Annotated in this window: 22 protein-coding genes and 1 pseudogene; 8 read left to right on the top strand and 15 right to left on the bottom strand. The window is 65.9% G+C overall.

Features of this window, described 5'->3' with window-relative positions; all coding sequences use genetic code 11:
- Positions 1 to 273, top strand: a pseudogene (locus tag HZZ13_RS33705) (IS4 family transposase); the annotation flags it as partial.
- A gap of 58 nt (positions 274 to 331) precedes the next feature.
- Here HZZ13_RS33705 and HZZ13_RS33700 read toward each other — a convergent pair.
- The 3 genes from HZZ13_RS33700 to HZZ13_RS33690 are packed head-to-tail and all read right to left on the bottom strand — an operon-like array spanning position 332 to position 3,138.
- Positions 332 to 1,543, bottom strand: coding sequence for an ABC transporter substrate-binding protein (locus tag HZZ13_RS33700; RefSeq protein WP_197963756.1), 1,212 nt, complete (start codon positions 1,541 to 1,543; stop codon positions 332 to 334).
- Between the two features lie 50 nt (positions 1,544 to 1,593).
- A complete protein-coding gene (locus HZZ13_RS33695) occupies positions 1,594 to 1,917 on the bottom strand; it encodes a 2Fe-2S iron-sulfur cluster-binding protein (RefSeq protein WP_197963755.1) in 324 nt (107 codons plus the stop codon).
- 12 nt (positions 1,918 to 1,929) lie between these two features.
- Positions 1,930 to 3,138 (bottom strand): cytochrome P450, encoded by a 1,209-nt coding sequence (locus HZZ13_RS33690; RefSeq protein WP_197963754.1) that lies wholly within the window; start codon positions 3,136 to 3,138, stop codon positions 1,930 to 1,932.
- 83 nt (positions 3,139 to 3,221) lie between these two features.
- Between HZZ13_RS33690 and HZZ13_RS33685 the strand changes: the two genes are divergently transcribed.
- On the top strand, positions 3,222 to 3,722 hold the full coding sequence (locus tag HZZ13_RS33685; protein WP_197963753.1) for a MarR family winged helix-turn-helix transcriptional regulator: 501 nt from the start codon (positions 3,222 to 3,224) through the stop codon (positions 3,720 to 3,722).
- A gap of 344 nt (positions 3,723 to 4,066) precedes the next feature.
- Here HZZ13_RS33685 and HZZ13_RS33680 read toward each other — a convergent pair whose 3' ends face one another.
- Positions 4,067 to 5,914 (bottom strand): feruloyl-CoA synthase, encoded by a 1,848-nt coding sequence (locus HZZ13_RS33680; RefSeq protein ID WP_197963752.1) that lies wholly within the window; start codon positions 5,912 to 5,914, stop codon positions 4,067 to 4,069.
- A gap of 152 nt (positions 5,915 to 6,066) precedes the next feature.
- Here HZZ13_RS33680 and HZZ13_RS37045 point away from each other — a divergent pair, with 152 nt between their 5' ends.
- Both HZZ13_RS37045 and atzF read left to right on the top strand, forming a co-directional pair.
- Positions 6,067 to 6,573 (top strand): MarR family winged helix-turn-helix transcriptional regulator, encoded by a 507-nt coding sequence (locus HZZ13_RS37045; RefSeq protein ID WP_197963751.1) that lies wholly within the window; start codon positions 6,067 to 6,069, stop codon positions 6,571 to 6,573.
- A 194-nt stretch (positions 6,574 to 6,767) separates the two neighbouring features.
- Complete coding sequence (atzF, locus tag HZZ13_RS33670; RefSeq protein ID WP_197963750.1) at positions 6,768 to 8,576, top strand: allophanate hydrolase; 1,809 nt, start codon at positions 6,768 to 6,770, stop codon at positions 8,574 to 8,576.
- Between the two features lie 15 nt (positions 8,577 to 8,591).
- On the opposite strand, the gene HZZ13_RS33665 is transcribed toward atzF, so the two are convergent.
- From HZZ13_RS33665 to ugpB, 11 genes are all read right to left on the bottom strand, one after another.
- Positions 8,592 to 8,807, bottom strand: a complete 216-nt coding sequence (locus tag HZZ13_RS33665; RefSeq protein ID WP_029673845.1) for a hypothetical protein — start codon at positions 8,805 to 8,807, stop codon at positions 8,592 to 8,594.
- Positions 8,808 to 8,907: 100 nt separating this feature from the next.
- Positions 8,908 to 9,630, bottom strand: a complete 723-nt coding sequence (locus HZZ13_RS33660; RefSeq protein ID WP_197963749.1) for a GntR family transcriptional regulator — start codon at positions 9,628 to 9,630, stop codon at positions 8,908 to 8,910.
- Positions 9,627 to 10,022, bottom strand: a complete 396-nt coding sequence (gene hpxZ / locus HZZ13_RS33655; RefSeq protein WP_197963748.1) for an oxalurate catabolism protein HpxZ — start codon at positions 10,020 to 10,022, stop codon at positions 9,627 to 9,629. Before hpxZ ends, HZZ13_RS33660 begins: the two co-directional genes overlap by 4 nt.
- Position 10,023: 1 nt before the next feature.
- Positions 10,024 to 11,418 carry an AtzE family amidohydrolase gene (locus HZZ13_RS33650; RefSeq protein ID WP_197963747.1) on the bottom strand — a complete coding sequence of 465 codons (1,395 nt, stop codon included), beginning with the start codon at positions 11,416 to 11,418 and terminating at the stop codon, positions 10,024 to 10,026.
- Between the two features lie 4 nt (positions 11,419 to 11,422).
- Entirely contained in the window at positions 11,423 to 11,602 is a 180-nt protein-coding gene (locus HZZ13_RS33645; RefSeq protein ID WP_197963746.1) for a DUF4089 domain-containing protein, read from the bottom strand.
- A gap of 15 nt (positions 11,603 to 11,617) precedes the next feature.
- A complete protein-coding gene (locus HZZ13_RS33640) occupies positions 11,618 to 13,441 on the bottom strand; it encodes a dipeptide ABC transporter ATP-binding protein (RefSeq protein WP_197963745.1) in 1,824 nt (607 codons plus the stop codon).
- Between the two features lie 328 nt (positions 13,442 to 13,769).
- Positions 13,770 to 14,669 carry an ABC transporter permease gene (locus HZZ13_RS33635; protein ID WP_197963744.1) on the bottom strand — a complete coding sequence of 300 codons (900 nt, stop codon included), beginning with the start codon at positions 14,667 to 14,669 and terminating at the stop codon, positions 13,770 to 13,772.
- Between the two features lie 3 nt (positions 14,670 to 14,672).
- Entirely contained in the window at positions 14,673 to 15,686 is a 1,014-nt protein-coding gene (locus HZZ13_RS33630) for an ABC transporter permease (protein ID WP_197963743.1), read from the bottom strand.
- Between the two features lie 114 nt (positions 15,687 to 15,800).
- Entirely contained in the window at positions 15,801 to 17,420 is a 1,620-nt protein-coding gene (locus HZZ13_RS33625) for an ABC transporter substrate-binding protein (RefSeq protein ID WP_197963742.1), read from the bottom strand.
- Positions 17,421 to 17,787: 367 nt separating this feature from the next.
- On the bottom strand, positions 17,788 to 18,735 hold the full coding sequence (locus HZZ13_RS33620; protein WP_197963741.1) for an aminoglycoside phosphotransferase family protein: 948 nt from the start codon (positions 18,733 to 18,735) through the stop codon (positions 17,788 to 17,790).
- Between the two features lie 152 nt (positions 18,736 to 18,887).
- On the bottom strand, positions 18,888 to 20,270 hold the full coding sequence (gene ugpB / locus HZZ13_RS33615; RefSeq protein WP_197963740.1) for a sn-glycerol-3-phosphate ABC transporter substrate-binding protein UgpB: 1,383 nt from the start codon (positions 20,268 to 20,270) through the stop codon (positions 18,888 to 18,890).
- 144 nt (positions 20,271 to 20,414) lie between these two features.
- On the opposite strand from ugpB, the gene HZZ13_RS33610 reads away from it, so the two are divergent.
- The 4 genes from HZZ13_RS33610 to HZZ13_RS33595 are packed head-to-tail and all read left to right on the top strand — an operon-like array spanning position 20,415 to position 25,967.
- Positions 20,415 to 21,425, top strand: coding sequence for a TRAP transporter substrate-binding protein (locus tag HZZ13_RS33610; protein WP_197963739.1), 1,011 nt, complete (start codon positions 20,415 to 20,417; stop codon positions 21,423 to 21,425).
- Between the two features lie 54 nt (positions 21,426 to 21,479).
- The gene (locus HZZ13_RS33605) at positions 21,480 to 23,510 is read left to right on the top strand and encodes a sensor histidine kinase (RefSeq protein WP_197963757.1); all 2,031 of its coding nucleotides are present in this window, start codon (positions 21,480 to 21,482) and stop codon (positions 23,508 to 23,510) included.
- A complete protein-coding gene (locus tag HZZ13_RS33600) occupies positions 23,480 to 25,225 on the top strand; it encodes an ATP-binding response regulator (RefSeq protein WP_197963738.1) in 1,746 nt (581 codons plus the stop codon). The genes HZZ13_RS33605 and HZZ13_RS33600 overlap by 31 nt, the downstream gene beginning before the upstream one ends.
- 10 nt (positions 25,226 to 25,235) lie before the next feature.
- Entirely contained in the window at positions 25,236 to 25,967 is a 732-nt protein-coding gene (locus HZZ13_RS33595) for a response regulator (protein ID WP_036020286.1), read from the top strand.
- Positions 25,968 to 26,364 lie beyond the last annotated feature (397 nt).

Here is a 26,364-nt window from a genome sequence, read left to right as displayed (position 1 = left end):
CCAGGGCCTCTGCGGCCCCTGAGCGATGCATTCGAGCCCGAGGACGTTCCCCTGCTGGAAGCCTGTTGCGCTCAACTTGAAGGCAAGACGGAGCGACAGAAAAATCCCCATCCGAAGGGATCACTGGCGCGCGCAGCTTGGGTCTGCGCGCGCCTCGGCGGATGGACCGGCTATTACGGCAAGCCAGGCCCGATCGTCATGCTCGAGGGCTGGCTCGAGTTCCAGGCCATGAAGCGCGGTGCAAAGCTAATGATCCCCGGAGGTGATCTGTGAATCCGGTAGCCCACAAGGGGGAGGGTGAAGGCAACCGAGCTCGCTGCAACAGCGTTCGCTACTTCACCAGCTCACACCCGCCCTCCGCCAGCGGACGGAACGCCTGGTCCGCCGGAATGGTCGAGACCAGCTTGTAATAATCATACGGATATTTCGACTCCTCCGGCTTCTTCACCTCGAACAGATACATCGGATGCACGACGCGACCGTCCTGGCGGATCGTGGTGTCGCCGAACAGCTTGTCCTTGCCCTTGAACTTCTTCATCTCGGGCACGACCTGCTTGGCATTGTCGCTGCCGGTGGCCGCGACGGCGTTGAGATAGGCGAGGGTGGAAGCGTAGACGCCGGCCTGGTTGCCGCTCGGCATCTTGCCGTTCATGCCGGGCCGCGCGGCGAAACGCTTGGCGAATGCGCGCGTATCGTCGTTCATGTCCCAGTAAAAGGCTTCCATGAGCTGGAGGCCCTGCGCGACCTTGATGCCCATGCCGTGGAGGTCGTTGATGAAGAGCAGGAAGGCGACGAGCTTCTGGCCGCTTTGCTGGATGCCGAACTCGGCGGCCTGCTTCACCGCGTTGATGGTGTCGCCGCCTGCATTGGCGAGTCCGATCACCTGCGCCTTCGAGCTCTGCGCCTGCAGCAGGAAGGACGCGAAATCGGAGGTGCCGAGCGGATGCTTGGACGAGCCGATCACCTTGCCGCCGTGACCCTCGATGTATTTCTGCGCCTCCGCCTCGATGCCCTTGCCGAGCGCGTAATCGACCGTCAGGAAATACCAGTCCTTGCCGCCGCGCGACATCATCGCCGCTGCCGTGGTGTTGCCGGTCGCCCAGGCGTCGTTGACCCACTGGATGGTGTTGGGCGAACACGCCTTGCCGGTGAGATCCGAGCTCGCCGTCGATGACGCCAGGAAGGTCATGCGGCTGTCGCGCAGGAGCGCGTTGATGGACAGGCCGACGGCCGAGTTGGGCACGTCGACGATGGCGTCGACGCCTTCGACATCGAGCCATTTGCGTGCGATCGCGTTGCCGACATCGGCCTTGTTCTGGTGATCGGCATAGACGATCTCGACCTTGATGCCCTTGCCGCCGCCGTTGAAATCCTCCGCGGCCATGCGGGCGGCTTCGACCGAGCCCATGCCGTTGGTGTCCTGGAAGATGCCGGAGATGTCGTTGAGCACGCCGATGCGCACGATATTGTCCGATATCTCGGCGCTCGCCGCGCCGGTCACCAGGCTCGCCGCCAGCGCGAGCGTCCACTTCAGATGCTTCATCATTCCCTCCCCTGTTTGTTGGTCGCCGGTCGTTGCCGACATATTGAGATTCACACCTGCCGATCGGGCAGTCTCAGCACGAGCCCGTCGAGCTCGGACGTGATAGTGATCTGGCAGGACAAGCGGCTGTTCGGCCGCCGCTCGGCGGCAGTGCCGTCGAGCAGCGCATCCTCGTCGTCAGCTATCGCCGGCAGGCGCGCGAGCCAGCTCTCATCGACATAGACGTGGCAGGTTGCACACATCGCGTTGCCGCCGCATTCGGCCAAAATGCCGTCGACGCCGTGACGGGTCGCGGCCTGCATGGCGCTCTCGCCGCCTGAAGTCTCGACGCGGTCGGGCTTGCCGTCGGCATGGATAAAGATGATGGCGGGCATCGAGTCTCCTCGTCAGGCCGGGGTGATGGTGACAGGCAGGCTGTCGAGCCCGCGCAGGGTGTTGTTGAAGCGGCGCTTCGGCTCGCCCGTGATCTCGATCTTCGCGATGCGACGCGCCAGCGCGGTCAACATCACTTCGCCTTCGAGGCGGGCGACGAGCTGGCCGACGCACATGTGGATGCCGGAGCCGAAGCCGACATGGCCGGAGGTGCGACGGGTGATGTCGTAAGCGTCGGGATCGTCCCAGCGCCGCGGATCGCGATTGGCTGCGGCAAGGAACATCAGCACCTTCTCGCCCTCGCCGATACGCGCACCGGAAAGCTCGACCTCACGGGTGGTGGTGCGGAAGAAGGTCTGCACCGGGCTCTCGAAACGCACCGCCTCCTCGAAGGCGCCGCGTGCCAGCGTGAGATCCTCGCGCAGGCGCTGCCACTGGTCGGGGAAGCGCGCGAGGCAATAGACGGCGGCGCCGATGCCGTTGACGGTGGTATCGAGACCGGCCGACAGCAGCGAGCGCACCAGCAGCGGCGCCTCGCTCGCCGTAATGGCCCCCTCGTCGACCTGCGCATGAATGCAGGCGCCGAAGCCGCCGGGTGCCAGGTTCTCGCGCTGGCACTGCTCGGCGACATAGGCTTGATGCGGCGCCGAGCGCTTGATCGCCTGCTGGCGCAACTGGTTGGGAGGGCCAAAGGCGTTGAACACGACGCTGGCATAGGGGATCAGATGCTCGCGCCCTTCCGGCTTCAGGCCGAGCGCATCGGGGAAGATCGACAGCGGATAAGCCTCGGCAAGGTCGGTGATCGCGTCGAAGCTGCGCTGTTCGAGCAGCGCGTCGACCCGTTCCTCCGCCGCCGCCGCAAAACGGTCGCGCACCTGCTTCATCACCGTCGGCGACAGCACCTTGGACAGCACGGCGCGGGTGCGGGTGTGCGCCGGCGGGTCGGCCTCAAGGATCAGGCTCGGCGGCCGCCACGGCGTTTCCTTCTTGAAGTCTGAAAGCCCGACGCCGCGGCTGGAGCAGAAGGTGGCGGGATCGTTCAGCACCGCGTGGACCTCGGCATAGCGCGCCACGCCATAGACCTTCCATTTGTCGAGATAAACCACCGGGCCGGCCTCCCGCAGCAGCTCATGGGCGGGATAGGGATCGGCAAAAAAAGTCATGTCGAAGGGATCGACGTCGAGATGCGGGACACCCGATCCCGCGGAGCCGGATGCGGTCATGGGAGACCTCCCTCATTTTGATCTTGTGAAAGGACGGCGCATGCCCTTAGGTCTTTGGGCCCGCCGCGAGTTAGAAACCCGATATGCCGCCGTCGTCGACCAGAGCCCGCCAGAAGCCCGCGCCCAGCGATGCGGGACCGACGCTCGATCTCGAGCGCTACGTCCCGGCGTTCATCACCTTCATCGCCAACAAGCTGTCGAACAGCGCGACCGCGTTCTATCAGCGGGAGTTCGGCGTCAACGTCACGGAATGGCGGATCATGTCGCTGCTGGCGATCGAGCCCGGCATTCCCGCCTCGCGCATCTGCCACGTCATCGGCTTCGACAAAGGGCCGGTGAGCAGGACCCTTGCTGGCCTGGAAAAGCGCGGACTGGTGTCGATCCGCACCGACCCGAACGACGGCCGCACGCACTCGATCTCGTTGACGGCAAGGGGCCGCGCCACCCACGACAAGGTGATTGTCGCTGCGTTCGAGCGTGAGCGGCGCCTGCTGTCCTGCCTCAGCAAGGACGAGCGCGAAGTGCTGATCGACCTGCTCCGGCGGCTGCACGACAATCTCGGCGCGGTGACGGACAGCAGCTAGAGTTGACGCGCCGCGCCGGAGAGGCGCCCCGTCGTCCGGCATGCGTCGGCATTTGCCGACGGCATCATCTCTGCCGCGCATTGTTTCCTCCAGAATCAGACGCAGCGGTTCTCCGCCGTCATCTCCGTCTGAAGTGGTTCGCACAAATTAGTTGCTTAGGCAACAAAAGAATCGGCAGGATATTGCGACAGGGTGGCTGGCGTATCCCGCTCGTCATTCCGGGGCGCGCGTAGCGCGAACCCGGAATCCATCGCGCAACACCCCTGCGGTGAAATGGATTCCGGGCTCGCGCCAAGAGGCGCGCCCCGGAATGACAGCGGAATGTGGCGTCGCTGACTCGGCCTTTACAACCCGATCCACTCCCCCGACGCATCATCGTTCAGCCGCGCCACGGCATCGGCGCGGCGCGTCAGCACGGCGCGCTGGTTGATGTAGCCCTTGTCGGTGATCTCGCCGCCGTCAACCGAAGGAGGCTCGGCAAGCAGCAACGCGCGAGTGGCGTGAGCGGAGGAGTTGGCGCTCTGCTGTTTCAGCCGCGCCAGCCCCTGTGCGATTGCCGTCCTGATCTTGTCGTGCGCGAGCACCTCGGTCGCGGCCACGGTCTCGGGCAGGCCGGCAAGGGTGCGGCAGGCTGCGATGTTCGGAAACACGAGGAAGCGCACCTCGTCGCCGCCGTGACCGGCGACGACGATGTCCTGCGCCAGCGGTGCCAGCGCGGCGATGCCGGCAACGCGCAAGCCGCCGACGCTGACCCATGTGCCGGAGTTGAGCTTGAAATCTTCGGCAACGCGGCCGTCGAAGAACAGGCCGCGCTCGGGGCGCGCGTTATCGGCAAGCTTCACGGCGTCGCCGATCAGGTAGAAGCCCTCCTCGTCGAACGCTTGCCTCGTCAGCTCCGGTGCCTTCCAATAGCCGGGCGTGACGTTGGGGCCGCGCACCCGCACCTCGAGCTTGTCGCCGGAGGTGACGAGCTTCAGCTCGGTGCCGGGAATGGGCACGCCGATGTTGCCGGAGCGCTCGGCGAGGAAATGACAGTCGGTGGCGAGCGGTGAGGTTTCCGTCGAGCCCCAGGCCGAGACCATCGGCAGCGTGTGGCCGACCGTCTGGAGCGAGAGCTCTGCGAGCGCATCCCACAGATTCTGCGGCAACGCGGCGCCGGCGTAGAACGCGAATTTCACCTCGCCGAAGAAGCGGCGCCGCAATTCCTCGTCGCTTCGCAGTGCCGCGATCAGCATGTCGAAGCCGCGCGGCACGTTGAAATAGACCGTCGGCATCACGCTTTTCAAATTGGCGAGCGACGTCGCGAACAGGCCGGGCGCGGGCTTGCCGGCGTCGATGTAGAGCGAGCCGCCGTTGCGCAGCACGAGGTTGAAATTGTGGTTGGCGCCGAAGGTGTGGCTCCAGGGCAGCCAATCGAGAATGACGAGATCGCGGCTCTGTTCGAGAAAGGTCCAGGTCTGCGCCTTGGCCTGCTGGCTCGAGGTCAGCATGCGCTGGGTGTTGATGACGGCTTTCGGCGTGCCGGTCGAGCCCGAGGTGAACAGGAATTTTGCGATCGTGTCCGGCGTCACCGCGGCGAAGGCTTTTGCGACGCCGGGCGTCTCGGGCGTTGCCGCAATGGCGCGGAACGCGAGCGCGTCGGCGTCATCGGCGTTGCCGCTGATGATCTGTGCGTTGTGCAGCGGCTTGATGGCGGCCAGCGCTGGTGCGAACGGCTGGAGCGCGGAGACGTAGATCGCGCCGGGGTCGAGCAGCGCAATCATGCTCTTGAGCTTGTCGAAGTCCTTCGACATCAGCGAATAGGCCGGCGAGATCGCCGCCGAGGGTACGCCGACATGCTGGGCTGCGAGCGCGAGCAGCGCATGATCGACGCTGTTGTCGGAGAGGATCGCCACGGGGCGATCGGCGCTGAGCCCTTGCGCCAGGATCCAGGACGCGGCGGCGCGCACCTTCCGCAGCGCCTGCGCATAGGTGACGGTGGTCCAGGGCTGGTCGACATTGCCGCGCTCGGCGAGGAAGATCGCATCCGGCCTTTGCTGCGCCCATTGCTCCAGCCAATCGCCGGTGCAGCGCGCAAACTCGCCGAGCGGCTCGGGCGAGCGCAGAACGATGCTGCCGTCGGGCCGATGCTCCGCGACCGTCCTCGGCGTTGCGAACAGGCCTGCAACGTCACCATGTGAGGCAACTGTCATGTGTTTCCTCCTCCATCCCGGTTACAGGATCGGCCGCAGCCTCGTTCCGGGCCGCTTTGGCCATAATGTTGGGCGTGGCAATTGTTGTCGTCAACAACAATCTTTCGCTTCGGGCTCAGGAGCGCTAGGGTTGCGCGACAGGAGATACCGACGTGCCACCCTCAGCAGCCCGGGCCGACACCCGCCACTCCCCACGCAAGCGCGCCGGCAACGGCGCGGCACCACGCGATGTCGGCGACGACGTTGGCCTCGACGCACTGGTCGGCCACGCCGGCTATGCGGTGCGGCGCTTCCAGATCTGGATCTTTCAGGACTTCATCAAGACGCTTCGAGACGTCGACATCAGGCCGACGCAATATTCGGTGCTGACCGTAATCGGCGCCAATCCGGGCCTGTCGCAGATGGCGGTGGCAAAACGACTCGGCATCGAGCGCGCCCGGCTGGTGCACCTGCTCGACAGCCTCGAGCAGCGCAAGCTGGTGAAGCGGATCAAGTCGAAGGAGGACCGGCGCTCGCATGCGCTGCACCTCACGGCGCAGGGCGAGACGGCGCTCGAAAAGTTCAAGCGGCTCGCGGCCGAGCACGAGCGGCATGTCGAGGCCAAGATCGGCAAGGAGAACCGGGCGCAGCTGCTCCGGATCCTCTCCGGCTTCACCTGATCCAGGCTGCCCATGATTTGAGCAGATGCAGGCGAGGGGTCGCCGAGGCGAGCGGGCGCGCGGCGGCCGGAATATCCCCCAAGCCACTGATCGCACGATAAGATCCGGAACGATGGTCCTGCCCGGATTCTGTACACAATGGCACATCGCTTGCTTCACTCGGGGCCAAGACGAATTGCCGGAGTTTTGCCGCCATGGGGGCCGAGCAGCCTGAAACGATCGCCGCGATTGTGGCCGCGCACCGCGCGGGCACGCTGACGCCGGCAGAAACGGTCGCGCGGACCTATCGGCGCATCCGCGATCACGACGATCCCGCCGTGTTCATCAGCCTGCGCGAGGAGAAAGCCGCGATTGCGGAAGCGGAGAAGCTGGCGGCCCGGGCGGATGCGGCCAGCCTGCCGCTTTACGGCGTGCCTGTTGCGGTGAAGGACAATATCGACGCGCTGGGCTTTCCGACCACCGCGGCCTGCCCGGCTTTCTCCTACACGCCCACGCACGACTCGACAGCGGTCGAGCGCCTGCGTGCGGCGGGCGCGATCATCATCGGCAAGACCAATCTCGACCAGTTCGCGACCGGCCTCGTCGGCGTGCGCTCGCCCTATGGTATCCCGCGCAACTCGATCCGCGATGATCTCATTCCCGGCGGATCGAGCTCGGGCTCGGCCACCGCGGTCGGCGCCGGGCTCGTGCCGCTGTCGCTCGGCACGGATACCGCCGGCTCCGGCCGCGTGCCGGCGATGCTCAACAACATCGTCGGGCTGAAGCCGAGCCTCGGCATGATCTCGACCGCAGGCCTGGTGCCGGCCTGCCGCACGCTCGACTGCATCTCGGTGTTCGCACTGACGGTGGACGATGCCGCCCTCGCGCTGTCGGTGATGGCCGGCCCCGACCAGGCCGATCCGTTCTCGCGCGACCGGCCGCTCGGCGCGATCACGCCGATGCCGGCAAACCTGCGCCTCGGCGTGCCGCGCAACGGCCAGCTGATCTTCTTCGGCGACAGGAAGGCGGAAGCCGCCTACAGCGATGCGCTGAAGCGATGGACCGCGCTTGGGGCAACGCTGGTCGAGTTCGACCTCGAGCCGTTCTATGAGACGGCCCGGCTGCTCTACGAGGGCCCCTGGGTCGCCGAGCGTTACCTCGTGATCAAGAGCCTGCTGGCGTCCGCGCCTGATGCGATCCATCCCGTGACGCGGGAGATCACCGCGGGCGGCGCGCGGCTCACGGCGGCGGACACCTTCTCCGCGCTCTATCGCCTGCAGGGACTGCGCAAGATTGCCGAGCGAACGTTCGCCAACATCGACGCGCTGGTGCTGCCGACGGCGCCGACGGCCTATACGACCGCGCAGGTGCTGGCCAATCCGATCGAGCTCAACAGCCGGCTCGGCACCTACACCAACTTCGTCAACCTGCTCGATCTCTGCGGCCTCGCCGTGCCGGCCTCGATGCGCAGCGACGGCATTCCGTTCGGCATCACGTTGCTGGCGCCCGCAGGGCGCGACGCGCTGCTCGCAAGCATCGGACGGGTGTTCCATGCCGATACGAAGCTGACGCTCGGCGCGAAGGGTGTGGCGCAGGCCCCACTCGCGCCACTACCCGCAAGCAGTGGCGATGAAATCCCGATTGCGGTGGTCGGCGCGCATCTCTCCGGCATGGCGCTGAACGGGGAGCTGACGGCGCTGAACGCACGCTTGATCGAGGCCACCAGGACGGCCGCCGACTACAAGCTGTATGCGCTTCAGACCACGCCGCCGAAGCCGGGCCTGCTGCGCGTCGAGGCCGGCCAAGGCGCTGCGATCGAGCTGGAGATCTGGTCGCTATCATCGTCCGCCTTCGGCAAGTTCGTCGATGCGATTCCTTCGCCGATGGCGATCGGCACGATCAGGCTCGCCGACGGGCGCAGCGTGAAGGGATTCCTCGTCGAGCCGGCAGTGCTGAGCGAAGCCCGCGACATCACCGCGTTCGGGGGATGGCGGAAGTTTATGGCGGAAGCTGCGACGGCTTAGACGACGGCCACCGCCTCACGCCGACTTGCGCCAGGCAGCTTCGTTCTTCTTCTCATAGTCGTCGAACGCCTTGACGAGGCCTGACAGCACCTCTGCGGACGTTTCGAACATCGCGGTGAGCTGGGGCTCGTCGACCTTGCGGATGTCTTCGCGCAAGTGCGTCACCGTCTCCTGCAGACGCTGCTTCATCTTCTGGGTGTGATGACGGGGATCTTTCTCGGAGGAGGCCATGATATTTTCTCCTGATCGGATCGATGGGAGGAAACGATCAGGGCAAAGCAGGGTTCCCGAGAACCGGCGCCTCTCCTTCACCTCGCAGTGAGCACGCAACTCACACCGACACCGCGTAGATCTCATACTCCCCGCGCACCAGCTCGATATGCGCGCGCATGGCGGCGGCGGCGCCCTGCTTGTCGCCGCGCATGATGGCGACGACGACGCGGTCGTGCTCGGCTTGCGACTTGGCGAGGCGGCCGAGGTTGCGGAACTGGGCGCGGCGGAACGGCTGCACGCGGACGCGGGTCGCGAGCGTGATCTCGGCGATGTAGCCGTTCTGCGAGCCGGCATAGATCGCGTTGTGGAAGCGCTCGTTGACCTCGTGGAAGCGCTCGGGATTGCCGGTGTAGCTCAGTACCCGCAATTCCTCGTGTATGGCCTCCAGGCCGTGACGCTCGGCCGCTGACATGCGTTCGGCGGCCAGGCCTGCGCACAAGGCCTCGAGCTCCGCCATCGCCTCGAACATGCTCTTGAGCCGCTCGATGGATGGCCGCGCCACGACGGCGCCGCGATGCGGCCGCGCCTCGACGAGGCCGCTCGCCACCAGCTGGCGCAACGCCTCGCGTACCGGCGTGCGCGAGACGTTGAAGCGCCGCGCGATATCGGTCTCGTCCAGCGGCGCGCCCGGCGCCAGCGTTCCCCGCACGATCTCGTCGGCAAGCTGCAGCCGCAGCTCCTCGGCGCGCGTGATCTTCAGCAGCGACGGCGATGGACGGTCGACACGCGGCACCACCGGCTCGGCCGGCAAGGTGCCCTGCGGAAGATCATCAAGCGTCATACGGTCTCTTTCGGCTCGTCGATGATGCTGACATGAGCGGCGACGACGCGCCAGCCCTCCGGGAAACGTATCCACGTCTGCATCTGCCGGCCGACCTTGCCGGGAGCCGTATCGCGATAGAACAAGGTGGACGCCACGGCCGTGTCGCGGCCGTAAGCCGTGATCACGGTCTTGGCGGTGCGGCGGTTGAGGCCGACCGGCGGGCGCGCGGCGCGGAAGCCTGAGATCGCCTCGTAGCCATAGAGGTTCTCGCCGATGCCGTAGCGCAGCGTGCGCGGGTCGTTGCGGAAGAGCTCGCCGAGCACGGCGACGTCGTTGCTGACGAGGGCCTGCTCATAACGCTCGAACGCGGCTTTGACTTCCGCAACCACGTCGGGGAGATCGATCTGCATCTTAGAATCCTCTCGGCGCGGGCGCGGCGACGACGCCCATCTTCTCCAATGCGTGCGCGACGCGCAGCGCGATGTCCTCGCGCCAGGGCGCGCAAATGATCTGCACGCCGATCGGCAGCGGCTCGAGCGGCACGGGGACCGCGACCACCGGCAGGCCAATGAAGGAGATCGGCTGGGTGTGGATGCCGATATTGGCGCGGACCGGCAGCTCGACGCCGTCGAGATTGAAATTGACCTGGCCGAGTTTTGGCGCGGTGCAGGGCGTTGCGGGTGCCAGCAGAACATCGACCGATTTGAAGACCTCGGTGAGTTGCGCGCGATACCAGCGACGGAATTTCTGGGCGCGATCGACCAGCGCGGCCGGCACCATCGCCCCCGCGATCAGCCGGTCGCGCACCGCCGGGTCAAAATCGCCAGGGCGCTTGCGCAGGCGGTCGAGATGGAGTGAAGCGCCTTCCGTGGTGGTGATGACATAGGCGGCGGCGCGGGCGCGCGATGCTTCGGGAACATCGACCACTTGCGTTGCGCCCAGCGCCTTGGCGATACGGCTGACGGCCTCGACGGCTTCCGGAAACACGTTCTTCTGGAAGTGCCCGCCGGCGATCGCAACGCGCAAGCCGGAAATGGACTCATCGAGCAGCGGCGTGACGGGCTCGACAGCACGCGTGCTGCAGGCACCGTCGTCTGCGTCCGGGCCCTGCATCGCGTCATAAGCGAGCGCGAGATCGGTGACGGATCGCGCCAACGGGCCGAGATGATCGAGGCTCGCCACGAACGGGAACGAGCGCGCGCGCGACAGCCGGCCATAGGTCGGCTTCAGGCCGAAGACGCCGCAGAAGGACGACGGCACGCGGATCGAGCCGTTGGTATCGGAGCCGAGTGCGATCGGCACCAGCGCGCCGCCGACGGCGCTGCCCGAGCCGCCCGAGGAGCCGCCGCTCATCCGCGTGGTGTCGTGCGGATTGCGTGAGGGTCCGTCATGGATGTTCTCGCCGGTGAAATCGTAGGCATACTCGCCCATGTTGAGCGCGCCGACCAGAACCGCGCCGGCCGCTTCCATGCGCTCGATCAGCGTCGCATCGCGCCTGGCGGGCGCGAGGTCGCGATTGATCTTCGAGCCGGCACGCGTTGGCAGGCCCGCAACATCGAACAGGTTCTTGACGGCGAAGGGCACGCCGGCGAGCGGACCGACTGTCCTGCCGGCGGCCATGTCGGCATCGATCGCGCGCGCTTTGGCGCGGGCGCGGTCGGCGGTGACGTCGGTGAAGGAATTGAGGATGCCGTCATGCTGCGCGATGCGCGCGAGCGCGGCGTCAGTGGCATCGAGCGCGGACATCTTGCACGCCGCAACCGCACTCGCGATCTCGGCGGCCGTCATCTCTGGCTTGGCGGTCATGGCGTCAGGCCGTGAAGATCGGCGCCGGCTCGGTCTCGTCCGGCAGCGCGAATTCGTCGACCAGACGGCCAAGCCGCAGCGACACCTCGAGGTTGGCGCGCACGGCGGGCCGCCAGGCCTCCTCGATCGGCAGCGCCAGCGCCTTCGATAATGCGTCGATATAGTCGTCCAGGGGTTCGGCCATCACGCGTCCCAGCAATCAGTGCACCGGCAACGGCGGATGCGGGATCGCCGTCAGCAGCTCCTTGGTGTAGTCGTCCTTGGGATCGCCGAGCACCTGCTCGGAAGAGCCTTCCTCGACGATCCGTCCGGTCCGCATCACAATGACACGATCGCACAGCAGGCGCACCACATTCAAATCATGCGAGACGAACAGATAGCTCATACCTAGCCGCGCCTTGAGGTCCTGCAGCAGGTTCAACACCACCGCCTGCACGGAGACGTCCAGCGCCGCGGTCGGCTCGTCCAGGATCACGAGCTTGGGATGCAGCGCGATCGCCCGGGCGATACCGACGCGGGCCTTCTGGCCGCCGGACAATTGGTGCGGGAAGCGGTCGAGCAGATTGTGCGGCAGGCCGACCATGGTGGCGAGCTCCTCGCAGCGGGCGCGCAGCGCGTCGCGTCCCCTGATGTCGCCCAATTGCATGATCGGGTCGGCGATGGCGCGCGCGGCGGTGAAGCGCGGGTTGAGGCTGTCGGTCGGGTCCTGGAACACCATCTGGATGCGGCTGCGCTGCGGCAGCCGGGCGAAGGCGGCGGGCGCAATGCCGGAGATGTCCTCGCCGTCGAACTGGATCAGGCCGGAGGTCTGGTCGAGCAGACGCATCACCATCATCGACGTCGTCGATTTGCCGCAACCGGATTCGCCGACGAGGCCGACGCTCTCGCCCTGGCCGATCGCAAAGCTGATGCCATCGACGGCGCGGAACACGTCCGGCTCCACCGGCGGCTTGCGGCCGAACAGTTTGCCGAGCACGGCGGTGGCGCCTTGGCGCGGATATTCTTTGACGAGCTTGTCGACGCGGAGGAGAAGCTTTGGATTCTCGTCACCCCCGGGCTTGACCCGGGGGTCCATCGACTGAGACGAATCTTGCGAAGCGTGATGGATGGCCGGGCCTTCGCCGCGCCGAAGGGGCTTCGGCCCCGCAGGCGGGTCAAGCCCGGCCATGACGGAGAAGGATTGCGAGGCGCTCGCTTCCTCTTCCGGCAGCAGATCTCGCAAGCTCACCCCGAGCCGCGGCGTCGCGCGCATCAGCTTCTTCGTATAGGGGTGCTGCGGGTTCGCAAAAATGTCGGCGGCCGTGGCGGTCTCGACGACGCGGCCCTTCTCCATGACGACGACGCGGTCGCAATAGGCGGCAGCGAGGCCAAGATCGTGGGTGATCAGGATGGTCGACATCGCGCGGCGCTTGGTCAGCTCGACGATCAGGTCCATCACCGCCTTCTGCGTGGTGACGTCGAGGCCCGTGGTCGGCTCGTCCGCGATCAGGAGCTGCGGATTGCAGGCGAGCGCGAGCGCGATGACGACGCGCTGGCACATGCCGCCCGACAGCTCGAACGGGTAGGCGTGGTAGCGCTCGCGCGGGCGGGCGATCTTGACCTGCTCCAGCGCCTCGATCGCCTTCTCGCCGTGATCGGCCACCTGGGCCTGCTGCACATGGGTGCGCAGGACGTCCTCGATCTGATCGCCCACTTTCCGGATCGGGTTCAGCGCGGCGCGCGGGTTCTGGAAGATCATCGAGACTTCGCGGCCGCGCAGATCGCGCATCTGGTCTTCGGTCGCCGCCTTGACGTCGATGCCGGAGAACAGCACCGAGCCCTCGGCGATCTTGCCGGCGCGGTCGAGGATGCGCATCACCGCGTAGGAGGTCACCGACTTGCCGGAGCCGGACTCGCCGACGATGGCGAGCGTCTCGCCCTTGGCCACGGAGATGTTGACGTGCTGCACCGCCTTGACGATGCCGCGGCGGGTGGTGAATTCGACCGTGAGGTCCCGGACGTCGAGCAGCGGCTGGGCGGTCATGGACGCCTCCCGTCACTCAAACATTCGAAAACAACCCCATGCACAGTAGAATGGCGACTGAAATCATTGGAGAATTTCGGCCAGGAATTTGCGCGTGAGGCGGGCGCCGCTCTCTCATTCCCTCCCCCCTTGTGGGGGAGGGGCAGGGAGGGGGGTGCCACACGGGGGCTCTCTCCGCATGCGAGCACCGCAACATCCATCCCACAGACACCTTTTCCTGGGCTACCCCCCTCCCCAACCCTCCCCCACAAGGGGGGAGGGAGCGAGAAGACAGTGCCCTCCTCACCGGTCAGTCTCGCTTCGCTCGCCGCTGACTGAAGACCAACCATCACGTCCTCCGCTGGGGGTCGACGATGTCGCGCAGGCCGTCGCCGAGGAGGTTGAAGCAGAACACGGCAACCATCAGAGCAAGGCCGGGGAAGAGCGCGATCCACCATTCGCCCGACACCATGAAGCCCGCGCCTTCGGCGACCATGATGCCCCATTCGGCGGTCGGCGGGCGGACGCCGAGGCCGATGAAGGAGAGGCCGGCGGCGTTGAGGATGGCGTAGCCCATGGTCAGCGACATCTGCACGATCATGATCGGCATGATGTTCGGCAGGATGTGCACCAAGAGAATGCGGAATTCGCCGTTGCCGGAGAGACGCGCGGCCTGCACGAAACCGGCATTGCGGCGGACATTGGCCTCGGCGCGCGCGACGCGGGCATAGAGCGGGAAGTTGACGATGGCGGTGGCCAGGATGATGTTCTGCACGGTATTGCCCAGCGCGGCGACGATGCCCATCGCCAGCACGAACAGCGGAAAGGCCATGATGGTGTCGGCGATGCGGCCGACGACGCGATCGGTCCAGCCGCCGAAATAGCCGGCCGCAATGCCGGCGAGGCCGCCCATCAGGAACACCAGCGCCACCGAGGCGACCGCGATGAAGACGTCGAGGCGCGTGGCGACGATCACGCGGCTGAAGATATCGCGGCCGAGCTGGTCGGTGCCGAACCAGTGTGCCGCGGACGGTGGTTTCAACGCGGCGGCCGTGTCGGAGGCGAGCGGATCGTAGGGCACGACATAGGGGCCGAACAGCGCGGCGAACACGATGATCAGGAGCAGCGCGAAGGCAAAGCCCGTGACCTTGTTCTCGCTGAGGACGTAACGGGTCTGTTCAAAAATCGCGACGAGGCCTGACGTGCGGGCGGGACCGACAGGTTCAACAGCTGGCGCAACGGAGCTCATAACCTAGCCCTCCAACCTGACGCGGGGATCGATCACGCCGTACAAAATGTCGATCACGAGATTGAGCAGCACGTACATCACCGCCATGGTCAGCACAAAACCCTGCACCGGCGCGAAGTCCGAAGAGATCAGCGCTTCCACCGCGTAGGAACCGATGCCGGGCCAGGCGAACACCTTCTCCACCAGCACGTTGGCCCCGAGCAGGAACGAGAACACCATGCTGAGCGTGGTGATCACGGGCAGCATCGCATTACGGAACGCGTAGGTGACGATCACGGTTGCCGGCGACAGGCCGCTGGCGCGCGCGGTGCGGACGAATTCGGATGCGAGCACCGCGAGCATGGAGGCGCGGGTCATGCGCGCGATCGGCGCCAGCGAGAAGATCGCAAGCGTCGTTGCGGGAAGAATCAACTGGCTCAGTGCCGAGCGGAACGCTTCATAATCGCGCGCGATCAAGGTGTCGATCAGATAGAAGCCTGTCACCGTCGGCGGCGCGCTGTAAAACACGTCGAGGCGGCCGAGCGGCGCCGGCGACCAGCCCAGCCGGAAGTAGAAGACATAGACCAGCACGAGGCCGGTGAAGAACACCGGCAGCGAGACGCCGGCCGTGGTCGTCACCCGACAGAGATGGTCGATCCATGATCCCGGCCGCGTTGCCGCCAGCACGCCGAGCGGAATGGCGATCGCAATGGACACGAAGAGGCCGAGCAGCGTCAGCTCGGCCGAGGCCGGCAGGCGGTTGCGGATCTCGGTAGCGACGGGCTGGCCCGTCGTCAGCGAGTTGCCGAAATCGCCGTGCGCGAGATCGTTGGCGTAGCGGAAGAACTGCTCGATCAGTGGCTTGTCGAAGCCGAGCTTTTTCCGGATCTGCTCGACGGCTTCTTTCGTCGCGGCGGGGCCGGCAAAGTAGGCGGCGGGATCGCCCGGCAGCGCGCGCGTCAGCAGGAAGGTGACGATGACGACGCCGATCAGCGAGGGGATCGCGAACATCAGGCGCTTGCCGATCATGGTCAGCATCGGCAGCGCTCCGCGCTTGCGAGTGGCGAGTAGCGAATGGCGAATAGTCGTTCGCGGTTGACCGTCATGATCCCTGCTCCCCTATTCGCTATTCGCCACTCCCTATTCGCCTCGTCACCCCTTCGCCATCGCGCGATAGTCGAGCCGGCGGTGGAACCAGTACTGATAGCCCGTGACGTTCTTCTGCATAGCGACGTTGACGAACGGCTGATACAGCGGGATGCGCGGGATGTCGGCGAAGGCGAGATCGACGAAGCCCTTCACGTCGGCATCGTAGGCGGCCTTGTCGCCGGTGGCTGCCGCCGTGCGCGCGCCGTCGATGAACTTGTCCATCGCCGCCGACTTGTAGCTCATGGTGTTGAACACGGAATTGTTGCCGTGATAGCACCAGTAGAAGAAGTACTCCGGGTAATCGAGCCAGCCCGAGAACACGTTGGTGAACAGCGGCATCTCTTTCTTGTTGAGCTCGGTGCGCCAGTTGGCGCCGGGCACCTTGTTGATGGTGGTCTTGATGCCGAGCTGGGCGAGGCTCTCCTGCACCAGCACGCAGAGCGGCTCGTTGACGCCGGCGAAATTGAGATCGAACGAGATCGTGGTCTCGAAACCGTTGGCATAGCCGGCCTCGGCCAATAGCGCCTTCGCCTTCTCCATGTCGGTGTTGAACTTGTGTGGCTGCGGCCAGGCGACTTCGGTCGCCTTGTCCTTTGCGCCGAACATGGGATTGCCGAGGCCGAACAGCACGGCGTCCATGATCTTCTGGTACGGCATGGCATAGGCCATGGCCTGCCGCACCTTGACGTTATCGAACGGCGGCTTGGTCACGTTCATGCCGATATATTGAATGCCGTTGGAGAACGGCAGCGACACCACGTTGAGCTTGCCGTTCGCCTTCATCTCCTGGAAATCCTTGAACGGCAACTCATAGGAAATGTCGGCATCGCCGCGCTCGAGCAGCGCGCGGCGGTTACCCGCCTGCGGCACCATGCGCCAGATCACGCGCTTGATCTTGGGAAGCGGACCGCCGACCCAGTCGTCGTTGCGCTCCATGATGACTTCGGTGCCCGCGGTCCACTTCGTCACCTTGTAGGCGCCGGAGCCGGCGGTCTGCTGCTTGGTGTATTCGAGACCCCATGGGTCCTTCTCGCTGGCGTTCTTCTTCACCAGCTCGGAATTGACGATGCAGGGCACGATGACCGCGAGATCGGGGATCGTCAGCCTGTCCTTCTTCAGGAAGTCGACGCGCACGGTGTGATCGTCGAGCACGACGAACTGCTCGGCCTTGGTCAGCGAGCCCGCGCTCATCTGGAAGGTCGGGAAGCCGCCGACGCTGACGGCGCGGTCGAGCGACCATTTCACGTCTTTCGCCGTGACCGGCGTGCCGTCGTGGAATTTGGCGTTCTTCTTCAGCTTGAAGGTGACCGACATGTCGTCGATCTTCATGTCGTCGGCGAGCTCGCCCTTGAACTTGTCGCGGTCGTAATAGGGCACCCCGCCCGGGCCGCTCTTCATCTCGTGGCTGATCAGGCGGTCGTAGCAATTCCAGGAGACTTCATAGCCGGGCACGTTGGTGCCGACGCCATGGATATCGAGATTGTTGGGGCCGCCCTCCGAGACGATCAGCAGCGTCTCCGAGCGGGCATCGGCCTTGGCCGGGGAGATCACGGACGGCATGGCCGGAAGCGCCGCGCCAGCGGCCAACCCGGAAACGGATTTGAGGAAATCGCGGCGCTTCATGAAATCGCTCCAACGCAAAAGTTTTTTGGTTGGAGCTGGATTCGCAAGGTTTGTGCCAAGGCTTAACGGGAGACTAAATTCTCTCTAAACAACTGATAATGCAGAGTATCTCGTATTTTCACCGCTCTGCACTGCGCCCGCGATTGCATACAAAGACGGGCAATTGCGCAAAAATTAGTCTGCCCCGCTTGAGAGCTCATTGTGGAGGCGCCGCCCAGCCCCTGCCCAACCGGCGCGCGCATCCGGCCCCCAGCCGTCATTCCGGGGCGATGCGGAGCATCAAACCCGGAATCCATCGGGCCGCAGCGCGTGTAGAGAAATGGATTCCGGGTTCGCGCTGCGCGCGCCCCGGAATGACGAGCAGCGCTCAGCCCGGCCAGATCAGCTCCTGCAGCTCGATCAGATCCCCCGCCCTCTCCTGCCAGCCCTCGATGCAGATGTGGCTGTTGAGGTCGCTGGCGCGGTGCAGCAGCATCAGGGCCATCAGGCGGCGCTTGTGCGCAAAGTCCAGCCTGGCATAGCCGAAGCCTTCGAGCAGGCTCTTCACCCGGCGCGGACGGCCCGCCGCCATGAAGGCGCTGGGGCCGAGCAGATCGTAGTCGCGCCATCCCGCGAGAACGTCGCCGAAATCGAACAGACCTGCGAGCGACCACTGGCCGTCATCGCAGGCGAGCAGAAAGTTCTCGGGGATGTATTCGCCGATCAGAATCACTGGCGGTGCGTCCATCGGGATCAGTTTTGCGGCGTCGCGGAGGAGATCGTCGAGACCGGCGAGGAATTTTGGTGCAAGGCCAAGACGCTCATGCCGCGCCTTACAGCCTTGCATCTGGGCGTGCATGAACGCGTCCCAGCGCGGCTCGACGGACGCGAGCTCCCCGAGAGGGACGCGCTGCACGGCGGCGATCGTCTCGCCGATCTGGCGCAGTAGGCGCTCCTTCTGCGGCTCCGGCAGTTGCGGCCACACCTCCGAGCCGAGCGTGCCGGCAAGACGCGTCATGGCGAGGTAGGGCCAGCCGTCGCGCATCCCCTCCGCGACGATCTCGGGGATCGGCAGGGGCAAGCGACCGGCGAGCTGCGTCAGCGCGGCGCGCTCCGAGACGAATTGCGCTGCGAGCAGCGGCGGAAAGATCTTCAGGATCAGCTTGTCGCCGAGGCCGACCACGAGATTGGTGCCGGTCGCAAACACATGCGGCGAGCCGGTGTCGAGGCCGTGGCTGCGTGCGATGTCGAGGGCGATCGGCAGCCATTGCGCGGACACGGAGCGGAAGGCGCGGAAGCTTGCGGCGTCGGCGAGGTCAGCGAGTTTTATGGACATCGCGCGCTGCTGTTTGAGTTCGTCATGCCCGGGCTTGTCCCGGGCATCCACGTTCTTCCGCTGCCACAAGGCGTGGATGGCCGGGACAAGCCCGGCCATGACGACGTGGAAAGGTCTCGCATTCCAGCCAACGCCAAGCTTCTATTCCGTTCCTACCGCTCCGGGCTGGCGCGCTCGAACTGGCGCAGGAGCTTGTTGCCGCGCTCGACGGCGGCATCGAGTGCGGCTTGCGCGCTCTTGTGGCCGGCGAAGGCCTGCTCGAGCTCGTCCTCGATCACGCCGCGGATCAGGACGAAGGAGCCGAGCCGGATGCCCTTGGAGTTCTCGGTCGGCGGATGAAGCGTGATCTGCTCGAACGAGATCGCCGAGCCGGGATTGCGCTCGTAGAAGCCTTGCGAGCGCGTCAGCTCGAAGGCGGCGCGGGTCACAGGCAGATAGCCGGTGTTCTGGTGCCAGGCGGCCTGCACGCCGGGCTGCGACAGATAGGCGAAGAACCGCGCCACGCCCTTGTATTCCTCGCGCGGCCGGTCGCGCAGCACCCACAGCGTGGCGCCGCCAATGATCGAGTTCTGCGGCGCGCCCGCAACGTCCGGCCAATAGGGCATCATGCTATAGCCGATCTCGAACTTCGAATTGGCCTTGATGTCGGCGCGCGTCGCCGAGGAGCCGATGAAGATGCCGCACTCGCCCTTCTGGAAGCGCGGCTCGGCCGACTGGCCGCGGCCGCTATAATCGAACAGCCTGGACTTCTGCCACTCGCTGAGCGCCGCGACGTGATGCACCAGCGTCGGATTGTTGATGGTCAATTCCGCATCCAGCCCGGCGAAGCCGTTCGCCCGGCTCGCTACCGCCAGGTTATGGAAGGCGGAGAAATTCTCGACATGGATCCAGGACGGCCATGACGTGGTGAAGCCGCAAGGAGCGCCGCGGTCGCGCAGGCGCTTGGCGGCCGCTCCCAATTCCGGCCAGGTCTTCGGCGGCGTCTCCGGGTCGAGGCCCGCGTCGCGGAACATGGTCTTGTTGTAATAGAGGATCGGCGTCGAGGAATTGAACGGGAAGGACAGCAGATTGCCGGTCGCATCGGTGTAGTAGCCGGAGACCGCGGGCAGATAATCGCCCAGCGAGAACGGCTCGCCCTGGTCCCGCATCAGGCTGAACACCGGGTAGATCGCGCCCTTGGCCGCGGTCATGGTGGCGGTGGCGACCTCGTTGACCTGGACGATGGCGGGCTGGCTGCGCGAGCGGAAGGCGAAGATCGCGGCCGTCACCGTCTCGGTGTAATTGCCCTTGTAGACCGGCACGATGCGGTAGCTGGACTGCGAGGCATTGAAGTCAGCGGCGAGCCTTTCCAGCTGCCTTCCGAGCTCGCCCGACATGGCGTGCCACAACGCGATCTCGGTGGCGGCCCGCGCGGGAGCGGCCAATGCGAGGGCCGCAAAGGCGGCGACGAGCTGCAAAAGGCGCAATGCTGACCTCACGATGGCTCTTCCCGGGCCGCGGTCGAAGAGGCGGCTGCCTTGCTTAAGGCGCGGCATACCCAGTTTCAACCGCGAATGAACTCCGGCCGCGCTGCACAATCGGCTCGCGGGCCCGGCGCGGGATGGCCTTCCCTTAACCATCTGCTAGATTGCATTGAACCTTTTCCTTCCGCCATAGACTCCACCACTGAGGGGTTGAGTGTGCCAGTGTTGAGCCGTGCCGAACTCTCGCGGACCGGGGTGGTCTTCGTCGCGCTTGTGCTTGCCGCAGTCTCGTCGAGCATGCGCACGACGAGCGCGATTGCGCGCGAATTTCGCGCCGCCGACACCCAGACCGAGGATTACCCGACCGTGCAGGCGCTGCGCTACATGGGCGCCCTGATCGCCGACCGCACCAAGGGCCGGCACGAAATCAAGGTGTTCCACTCCCGCCAGCTCGGGGAGGAAAAGGAGACCATCGAGCAGACCCGGGTCGGTGCGATAGACCTCAACCGGACCAATGTGGCGCTAATCGGCAATTTCGTCCCGGCCATGAACGTGCTGGCGATGCCGTTCCTGTTCCGGTCCATCGAGCACATGCAGAAGGTGCTGGACGGACCCGTCGGCAACGAGATCCTCGGCAGCTTCGAGCCCTACGGCTTCGTCGGGCTCGCCTTCTACGATTCGGGCGCGCGGTCGATCTACAACGGGGTCCGCCCGGTGAAGACCATCGCGGACCTCAAGGGATTGCGGATCCGGGTGCAGCAGTCGGAGTTGATGAGCCAGATGATGCGCGCGCTCGGCGCCGAACCGGTCGAGCTGCCGTACGGGCAGGTGCTCACCGGACTTGCCAACCATCTGATCGACGGCGCCGAGAACAATTGGCCATCCTTCGTGACCACGGACCATTACAAGCATGCCGGCCATTACACGCTCACCGAACACACGATGAGCCCGGAGGTGCTGGTGATCTCGCTGAAGGCCTGGAGGAGCCTGTCGGCGGAGGAGCAGACGATCTTCAAGGAGGCCGCGCAGCGCTCCAGCCGGTTCATGCGCGAGAAGTGGCGCGACCTCGAGGAACAGTCGCAGCGCAAGGCGCAGGAAGCCGGCGTGACCATCATCAGGGACATCGACCGCAAGCCGTTCGAGGCGGCGATGGCCGCAATCTACGCCAAGGCCGAGCGCGACCCCGCGGCGGCCGCGCTGATCGAACGAATTCGCAAGGTGGAGTGAGGCCTGTTGGCTGCGCTTGGACATAGCGAACACGCGGACAAGCCGCCCGGCCCGATCGGGCAGCTGCGCGCGCGCATCGTCGGCCTGCTGCGGGCGGTGCCGATCCGCTGGCGCATCCTGTCGATCGCCGCGCTGAACTCCGCCGTGGTCGTGGTGCTGGTGGCGATGATCTGGAACGGCGCGCAGGTGCTCGGCTCGGCCTGGGACGACGTGCGCCGGGTGCGCGAGTCCGACCGGATCCTGGCGCTGCTCGAAAGCGAGACCGGGCGGCTGCAAAACCTGATCCACCGCTATATCAACCAGCCGAGCCCGGACCTGTTCGCCGAGATCCTGTTGCTGCGCGAGGCGGTGCTGGGCACGCTGACGGGCCGCGCCGCCAAGGACCCGATGCTGTCGGGCTCGGTCGAGGAGCTGGAGCGCACCACCGACCGCTTCCTCAACGGCTTCGGCGAGCTGCGCAGCGTGCAGTCCACCATCGCCAGGACCTATGAGGAGCAGGTGCAGGGTCCGGCCAGGGACATGGCCGGCCTCTACTCCATCATCGAGGGCGCCACCGGCCATCGCGACGCGCTGATCTGGCCCTCGCTCGGCAAGTCCCGCGAAGCCTTCACCGCGATGCTGGTCGCGGCCAATTCCTATTATCTGTCGCAGTCGTCGGGCGCCGCCGACGACGCGCGCCGCCACACCGAGACGATCGAGAGGACCATCCCGGTCATGATCGATCTCGCCGACAACGACCTGCAGAAGATGGCCTTGCAGCGGCTCGCGGCCCGCACCGCCGCACTTCGAGAGGGCTTTGCCAAGCTCTCCGAGCAGCTCGCGAGCCGCACCGAGCTCTTGCGCAACACCATCGACGCCAGCCAGGCCGAGGCGATCGGCGCCATAGACGACCTCTCGACCAAGATGCGCCAGCGCGAGCAGAAGGCGCAGGAGACCTTTGACCGCACGCTGGCCGACATCTCCCGGCGGGTGCTGTCGATCGCCATCATCTTCCTGGGCGTCATCCTGACCGTGGGCGTCCTGATCGCGCTGTCGATCCGCCTGCCGCTGCAGCAGATCATGACCGCGATGCGCGCGATCACGCTCGGCGACCTCGACCGCGAGGTGCAGGGAACGAAAGCGCGGGACGAGGTCGGGGCCATGGCGCGCGCGGTGGAGGTGTTCCGCGAGAACGCGATCGCCAAGCGCCGGACCGAGGACGAACTGCGCGCCTCCAAGGAGAAGGCCGAGAGCGCCCTGCTCGAGCTCAACACCGCGCAGCAGAACCTGATCGACGCCGAGCGGCTGGCCGCGCTCGGCGGCCTCGTTGCCGGCGTCGCGCACGAGGTCAACAACCCGATCGGCATCAGCCTGACGGTGGCGTCGAGCTTTGCCCGTCGCACCGAGATCTTCGAAGCCCAGCTCAAGGGTGAGGGCGGCCTGCGCCGCTCGCAGCTGGAGGAGTTCGTGCAGTCCTCGCGCGACGCCTCGCAGCAGCTCGTCGCCAACCTCACCCGCGCCGGCGAGCTGATCCAATCGTTCAAACAGGTCGCGGTCGACCGCTCCCATGCCGAGCGGCGGCAGTTCTCCTTAAGCGAAGCCACCGACCAGATCATCGCCAGCCTGAAGCCCGTGCTGAAGCGCTCGCCGATCACGCTGGAGGTCGACGTGCCCGAGGGGCTGCTGCTCGACGGCTATCCCGGCTCCTACGGCCAGATCCTGACCAACCTCTTCCTCAACGCCGCCAACCACGCCTTCGCCGATGGCCGCGCCGGCAGGATCGCGATCTCGGCGCGGCCGCGCGGGACCGAGGACATCGAGATCAGCTTCTCCGACGACGGGGCCGGCATGACCCCGGACGTGCAGCGCCAGGCCTTTGACCCTTTCTTTACCACCCGGCGCAATGAAGGCGGCACGGGACTTGGCCTTCATATCGTCTATAACCTCGTCACCCAACAGCTCGGCGGCCGCATGATGCTGGAATCCAAGCTGGGACAAGGCACTACTTTTCGCATTATCATGCCCCGCGTCGCCAAGGGCGGCGCGCAAAGCACAGAAAGTGACGGATCTTCTCGATGGCCGAACAGGACGATGTCCTCCACCTGATCGACGATAGCGGTACCGCGTCGGAGGATAGCAACGCCCGGAAATGGAAGATCGCCGTCATCGATGACGATCCGGCCGTGCATGACGGCACGCGTTTCGCGCTGTCGGACTACAGCCTGAACGGCCAGAGCCTGGAGATCCTGTCCGCCTATTCCGCGGCGGAAGGACGCAAGCTGATGGCCGAGCACCGCGACGTCGCCGCCGTGCTGCTCGACGTCATCATGGAGACCGACGTCGCCGGCCTCGAGCTGGTCGAGTTCATCCGCAACGAGATCCGGAACGAGACCGTGCGCATCATCCTGCGCACCGGCCAGCCCGGCCAGGCGCCGGAGCGGCGCGTGATCGTTCAGTACGACATCAACGACTACAAGGCCAAGACCGAGCTCACCGCCGACAAGCTGTTCACCTCGCTGACCGCGGCGCTGCGCTCCTATCAGCAGCTCGAGCGCATGGTGCAGACGCGGCGCGGGCTCGAGATCATCATCGACGCCGCCTCCACGCTGTACGACTTCAAGTCGATGCAGCGGCTCGCCGAGGGCGTCCTGACCCAGCTCGCTTCGCTGCTCAACGTCGACTGCGCCGGCATCCTGGTGCTGCGCGACAATGGCGGCGCCGATCCCGAGCTCTCGGTGCTCGCCGGCAGCGGCTGCTACAGCCGCTTCATCGGCACCACCTCCTCCAAGGCGCTCGACCCCGAACTGCGCGAGATGGTGGAGGCCGCGTTCCAGCGCCGCAAGAACGAGTTCGCCGACCACCGCAGCGTGATCTATTTGCGCACCGGATCGGGCCGGGAGGTCGTGGTGCTGCTGCAGGCCGAGCGCGAGCTGTCGGAGACCGACCGTTCGCTGGTCGAGATCTTCTCCAGCCGGCTCTCGATCGCCTTCGACAACGTCATCCTCTATCAGCAGCTGCAGGACGCCAACACCCAGCTGGAGGACCGCGTCGCCCAGCGCACCCGCGCGCTGATGCAGGCCAACCGCCGGCTCTCGGCGCAATGGCTGCGGCTTCAGCGCGCCAACGGCTTCAAGAACGAGATCCTGGGCACCGTCGCGCACGATTTGAAGAACCCTCTCGGCGTCATCCTCGGCCGCACCGAGATGCTGAAGGAGCTGATCTCGACCGGCGCCTCGATGGGCGGCGTCATCGCCCAGGTCGACCACATCCGCGACGCCACCAAGCGCCTGACCACGATGGTCGATCACCTGATTTCGGACGCGATGGCGGATGCCTTCGACATCACCATCCGCCGCGAGCCGGTCGACGTCGCCGCGCTGGTCAAGGAAGTGGCCGACGCCAACCAGCCGCTCGCCGTCAACAAGCAGCAGGCGATCAGCGTCACCGCGCCGCCCAACGTCGTCACCATGTGCGACACCGACCGCATCCGCGAGGCGATCGACAATCTCATCAGCAACGCCATCAAATACTCGCCGATCGGGGGCAAGATCAACGTGGCCGTCATCCACGAGGGCAGCGACACCATCGTCCGCGTCAGCGACGAGGGCGCCGGCCTGTCGCCGGAGGATCTCGGCCGCCTGTTCGGCCGGTTCCAGCGGCTGTCGGCCAAGCCGACCGCCGGCGAGAGCTCGACGGGGCTTGGTCTCTCCATCGTCAAGCGTATCATCGACATGCACGGCGGCGAGGTGACCGCCGAGAGCGAGGGCCCCACCAAGGGCTCGACCTTCACCATCATTCTCCCTGCGACCGAAATGCCGTGATGCAAAGACCATGACTCAAAGCCAGCACATCATGATCGTCGACGACGAGGCCCCGGCCCGGGAGATGGTCGGCGATTACCTCAAGATGCACGGCTTCACCGTGACGCTGTGCGACGGCGGCAAGTCGTTGCGCGCCGCGATCCAGGGCAGCATGCCCGATCTCGTCGTGCTCGACCTCAACATGCCCGAGGAAGACGGGCTCTCGATCATCCGCGACCTCAAGAGCCGCATCAACGTGCCCGTCATCATGCTGACGGCGACCGCGAGCCCGATCGACCGCGTCGTCGGCCTCGAGCTTGGCGCCGACGATTACGTCGCAAAGCCCTGCGAGCTGCGCGAGCTGATGGCGCGCATCCGCTCGGTGCTGCGGCGGAGCGGGCCGGCAAAGGCGGCAGACGCGCCGGCGGCGAAGTCGGACAAGGAGCAGCTGGTGCGCTTCGGCACCAAATGGCTCGACCTCGAAGCGCAGGCCTTGCGCGACGACGAGGGCAACGAGCATCCGCTGACCGCGTCCGAGTTCGGGCTCTTGAAGGTGTTCGCGGCCAATCCGAAGCGCGTGCTGTCGCGCGAGCGCCTGCTCGAGCTCGCCAACGCCCGCGATGCCGAAGCCTTCGACCGCGCCGTCGACCTGCGCATCATGCGCATCCGCCGCAAGATCGAGCCCGACCCGGCCAAGCCTGCCGTGATCCGCACCATCCGCGGCGGCGGCTATCTGTTCTCGCCGCAGGGCGAGAAGGCGTAGTTTCTTAGCCCAAGCTCACTGCCGTCGTCCCGGGGCGCGCGTAGCGCGAGCCCGGGACCCATACCCCCAGGGAGGGGTTATGACGCCGAGCTGGTAACTCCGAATCTTCGCCAAACCACATTCTGTGGTTATGGGTCCCGGGCTCGCTTCGCGCCCCGGGACGACAGCGGTGGGTGCGGCGCGACCAAACGCAATCCCCCGAATTACGTTCCCGGCGCCTGGGTCCGCCCCCGAATCCCCGCCCCCTTATTCTCCACACATTGAAATTCCACGGTTTTTTGCCCCGAATGTTTCGTCGCGCCGGTTGTGACGAAACAATTTGGCGGCGCACGAAACCATTTTCCGCTTTTCGTGCAGACGTCCCGAAACGTTGGCTCATTAACACTTTGACAGCAGG

Source organism: Bradyrhizobium agreste, assembly GCF_016031625.1.
GTDB lineage: Bacteria > Pseudomonadota > Alphaproteobacteria > Rhizobiales > Xanthobacteraceae > Bradyrhizobium > Bradyrhizobium agreste.
The sequence above is the reverse complement of the archived record's forward strand: the minus strand, read 5'-3'. Positions and strand labels throughout refer to the sequence as shown.

What these genes read in the sequence shown, in the direction of transcription:
- HZZ13_RS33700 (WP_197963756.1), bottom strand. Translation starts at nt 1,543, where the DNA reads ATGAAGCATCTGAAGTGGACGCTCGCGCTGGCGGCGAGCCTGGTGACC.
- HZZ13_RS33695 (WP_197963755.1), bottom strand. Translation starts at nt 1,917, where the DNA reads ATGCCCGCCATCATCTTTATCCATGCCGACGGCAAGCCCGACCGCGTC.
- HZZ13_RS33690 (WP_197963754.1), bottom strand. Translation starts at nt 3,138, where the DNA reads ATGACCGCATCCGGCTCCGCGGGATCGGGTGTCCCGCATCTCGACGTC.
- HZZ13_RS33685 (WP_197963753.1), top strand. Translation starts at nt 3,222, where the DNA reads ATGCCGCCGTCGTCGACCAGAGCCCGCCAGAAGCCCGCGCCCAGCGAT.
- HZZ13_RS33680 (WP_197963752.1), bottom strand. Translation starts at nt 5,914, where the DNA reads ATGACAGTTGCCTCACATGGTGACGTTGCAGGCCTGTTCGCAACGCCG.
- atzF (WP_197963750.1), top strand. Translation starts at nt 6,768, where the DNA reads ATGGGGGCCGAGCAGCCTGAAACGATCGCCGCGATTGTGGCCGCGCAC.
- HZZ13_RS33665 (WP_029673845.1), bottom strand. Translation starts at nt 8,807, where the DNA reads ATGGCCTCCTCCGAGAAAGATCCCCGTCATCACACCCAGAAGATGAAG.
- HZZ13_RS33660 (WP_197963749.1), bottom strand. Translation starts at nt 9,630, where the DNA reads ATGACGCTTGATGATCTTCCGCAGGGCACCTTGCCGGCCGAGCCGGTG.
- hpxZ (WP_197963748.1), bottom strand. Translation starts at nt 10,022, where the DNA reads ATGCAGATCGATCTCCCCGACGTGGTTGCGGAAGTCAAAGCCGCGTTC.
- HZZ13_RS33650 (WP_197963747.1), bottom strand. Translation starts at nt 11,418, where the DNA reads ATGACCGCCAAGCCAGAGATGACGGCCGCCGAGATCGCGAGTGCGGTT.
- HZZ13_RS33645 (WP_197963746.1), bottom strand. Translation starts at nt 11,602, where the DNA reads ATGGCCGAACCCCTGGACGACTATATCGACGCATTATCGAAGGCGCTG.
- HZZ13_RS33640 (WP_197963745.1), bottom strand. Translation starts at nt 13,441, where the DNA reads ATGACCGCCCAGCCGCTGCTCGACGTCCGGGACCTCACGGTCGAATTC.
- HZZ13_RS33635 (WP_197963744.1), bottom strand. Translation starts at nt 14,669, where the DNA reads ATGAGCTCCGTTGCGCCAGCTGTTGAACCTGTCGGTCCCGCCCGCACG.
- HZZ13_RS33630 (WP_197963743.1), bottom strand. Translation starts at nt 15,686, where the DNA reads ATGCTGACCATGATCGGCAAGCGCCTGATGTTCGCGATCCCCTCGCTG.
- HZZ13_RS33625 (WP_197963742.1), bottom strand. Translation starts at nt 17,420, where the DNA reads ATGAAGCGCCGCGATTTCCTCAAATCCGTTTCCGGGTTGGCCGCTGGC.
- HZZ13_RS33620 (WP_197963741.1), bottom strand. Translation starts at nt 18,735, where the DNA reads ATGTCCATAAAACTCGCTGACCTCGCCGACGCCGCAAGCTTCCGCGCC.
- ugpB (WP_197963740.1), bottom strand. Translation starts at nt 20,270, where the DNA reads ATGCCGCGCCTTAAGCAAGGCAGCCGCCTCTTCGACCGCGGCCCGGGA.
- HZZ13_RS33600 (WP_197963738.1), top strand. Translation starts at nt 23,480, where the DNA reads ATGGCCGAACAGGACGATGTCCTCCACCTGATCGACGATAGCGGTACC.
- HZZ13_RS33595 (WP_036020286.1), top strand. Translation starts at nt 25,236, where the DNA reads ATGACTCAAAGCCAGCACATCATGATCGTCGACGACGAGGCCCCGGCC.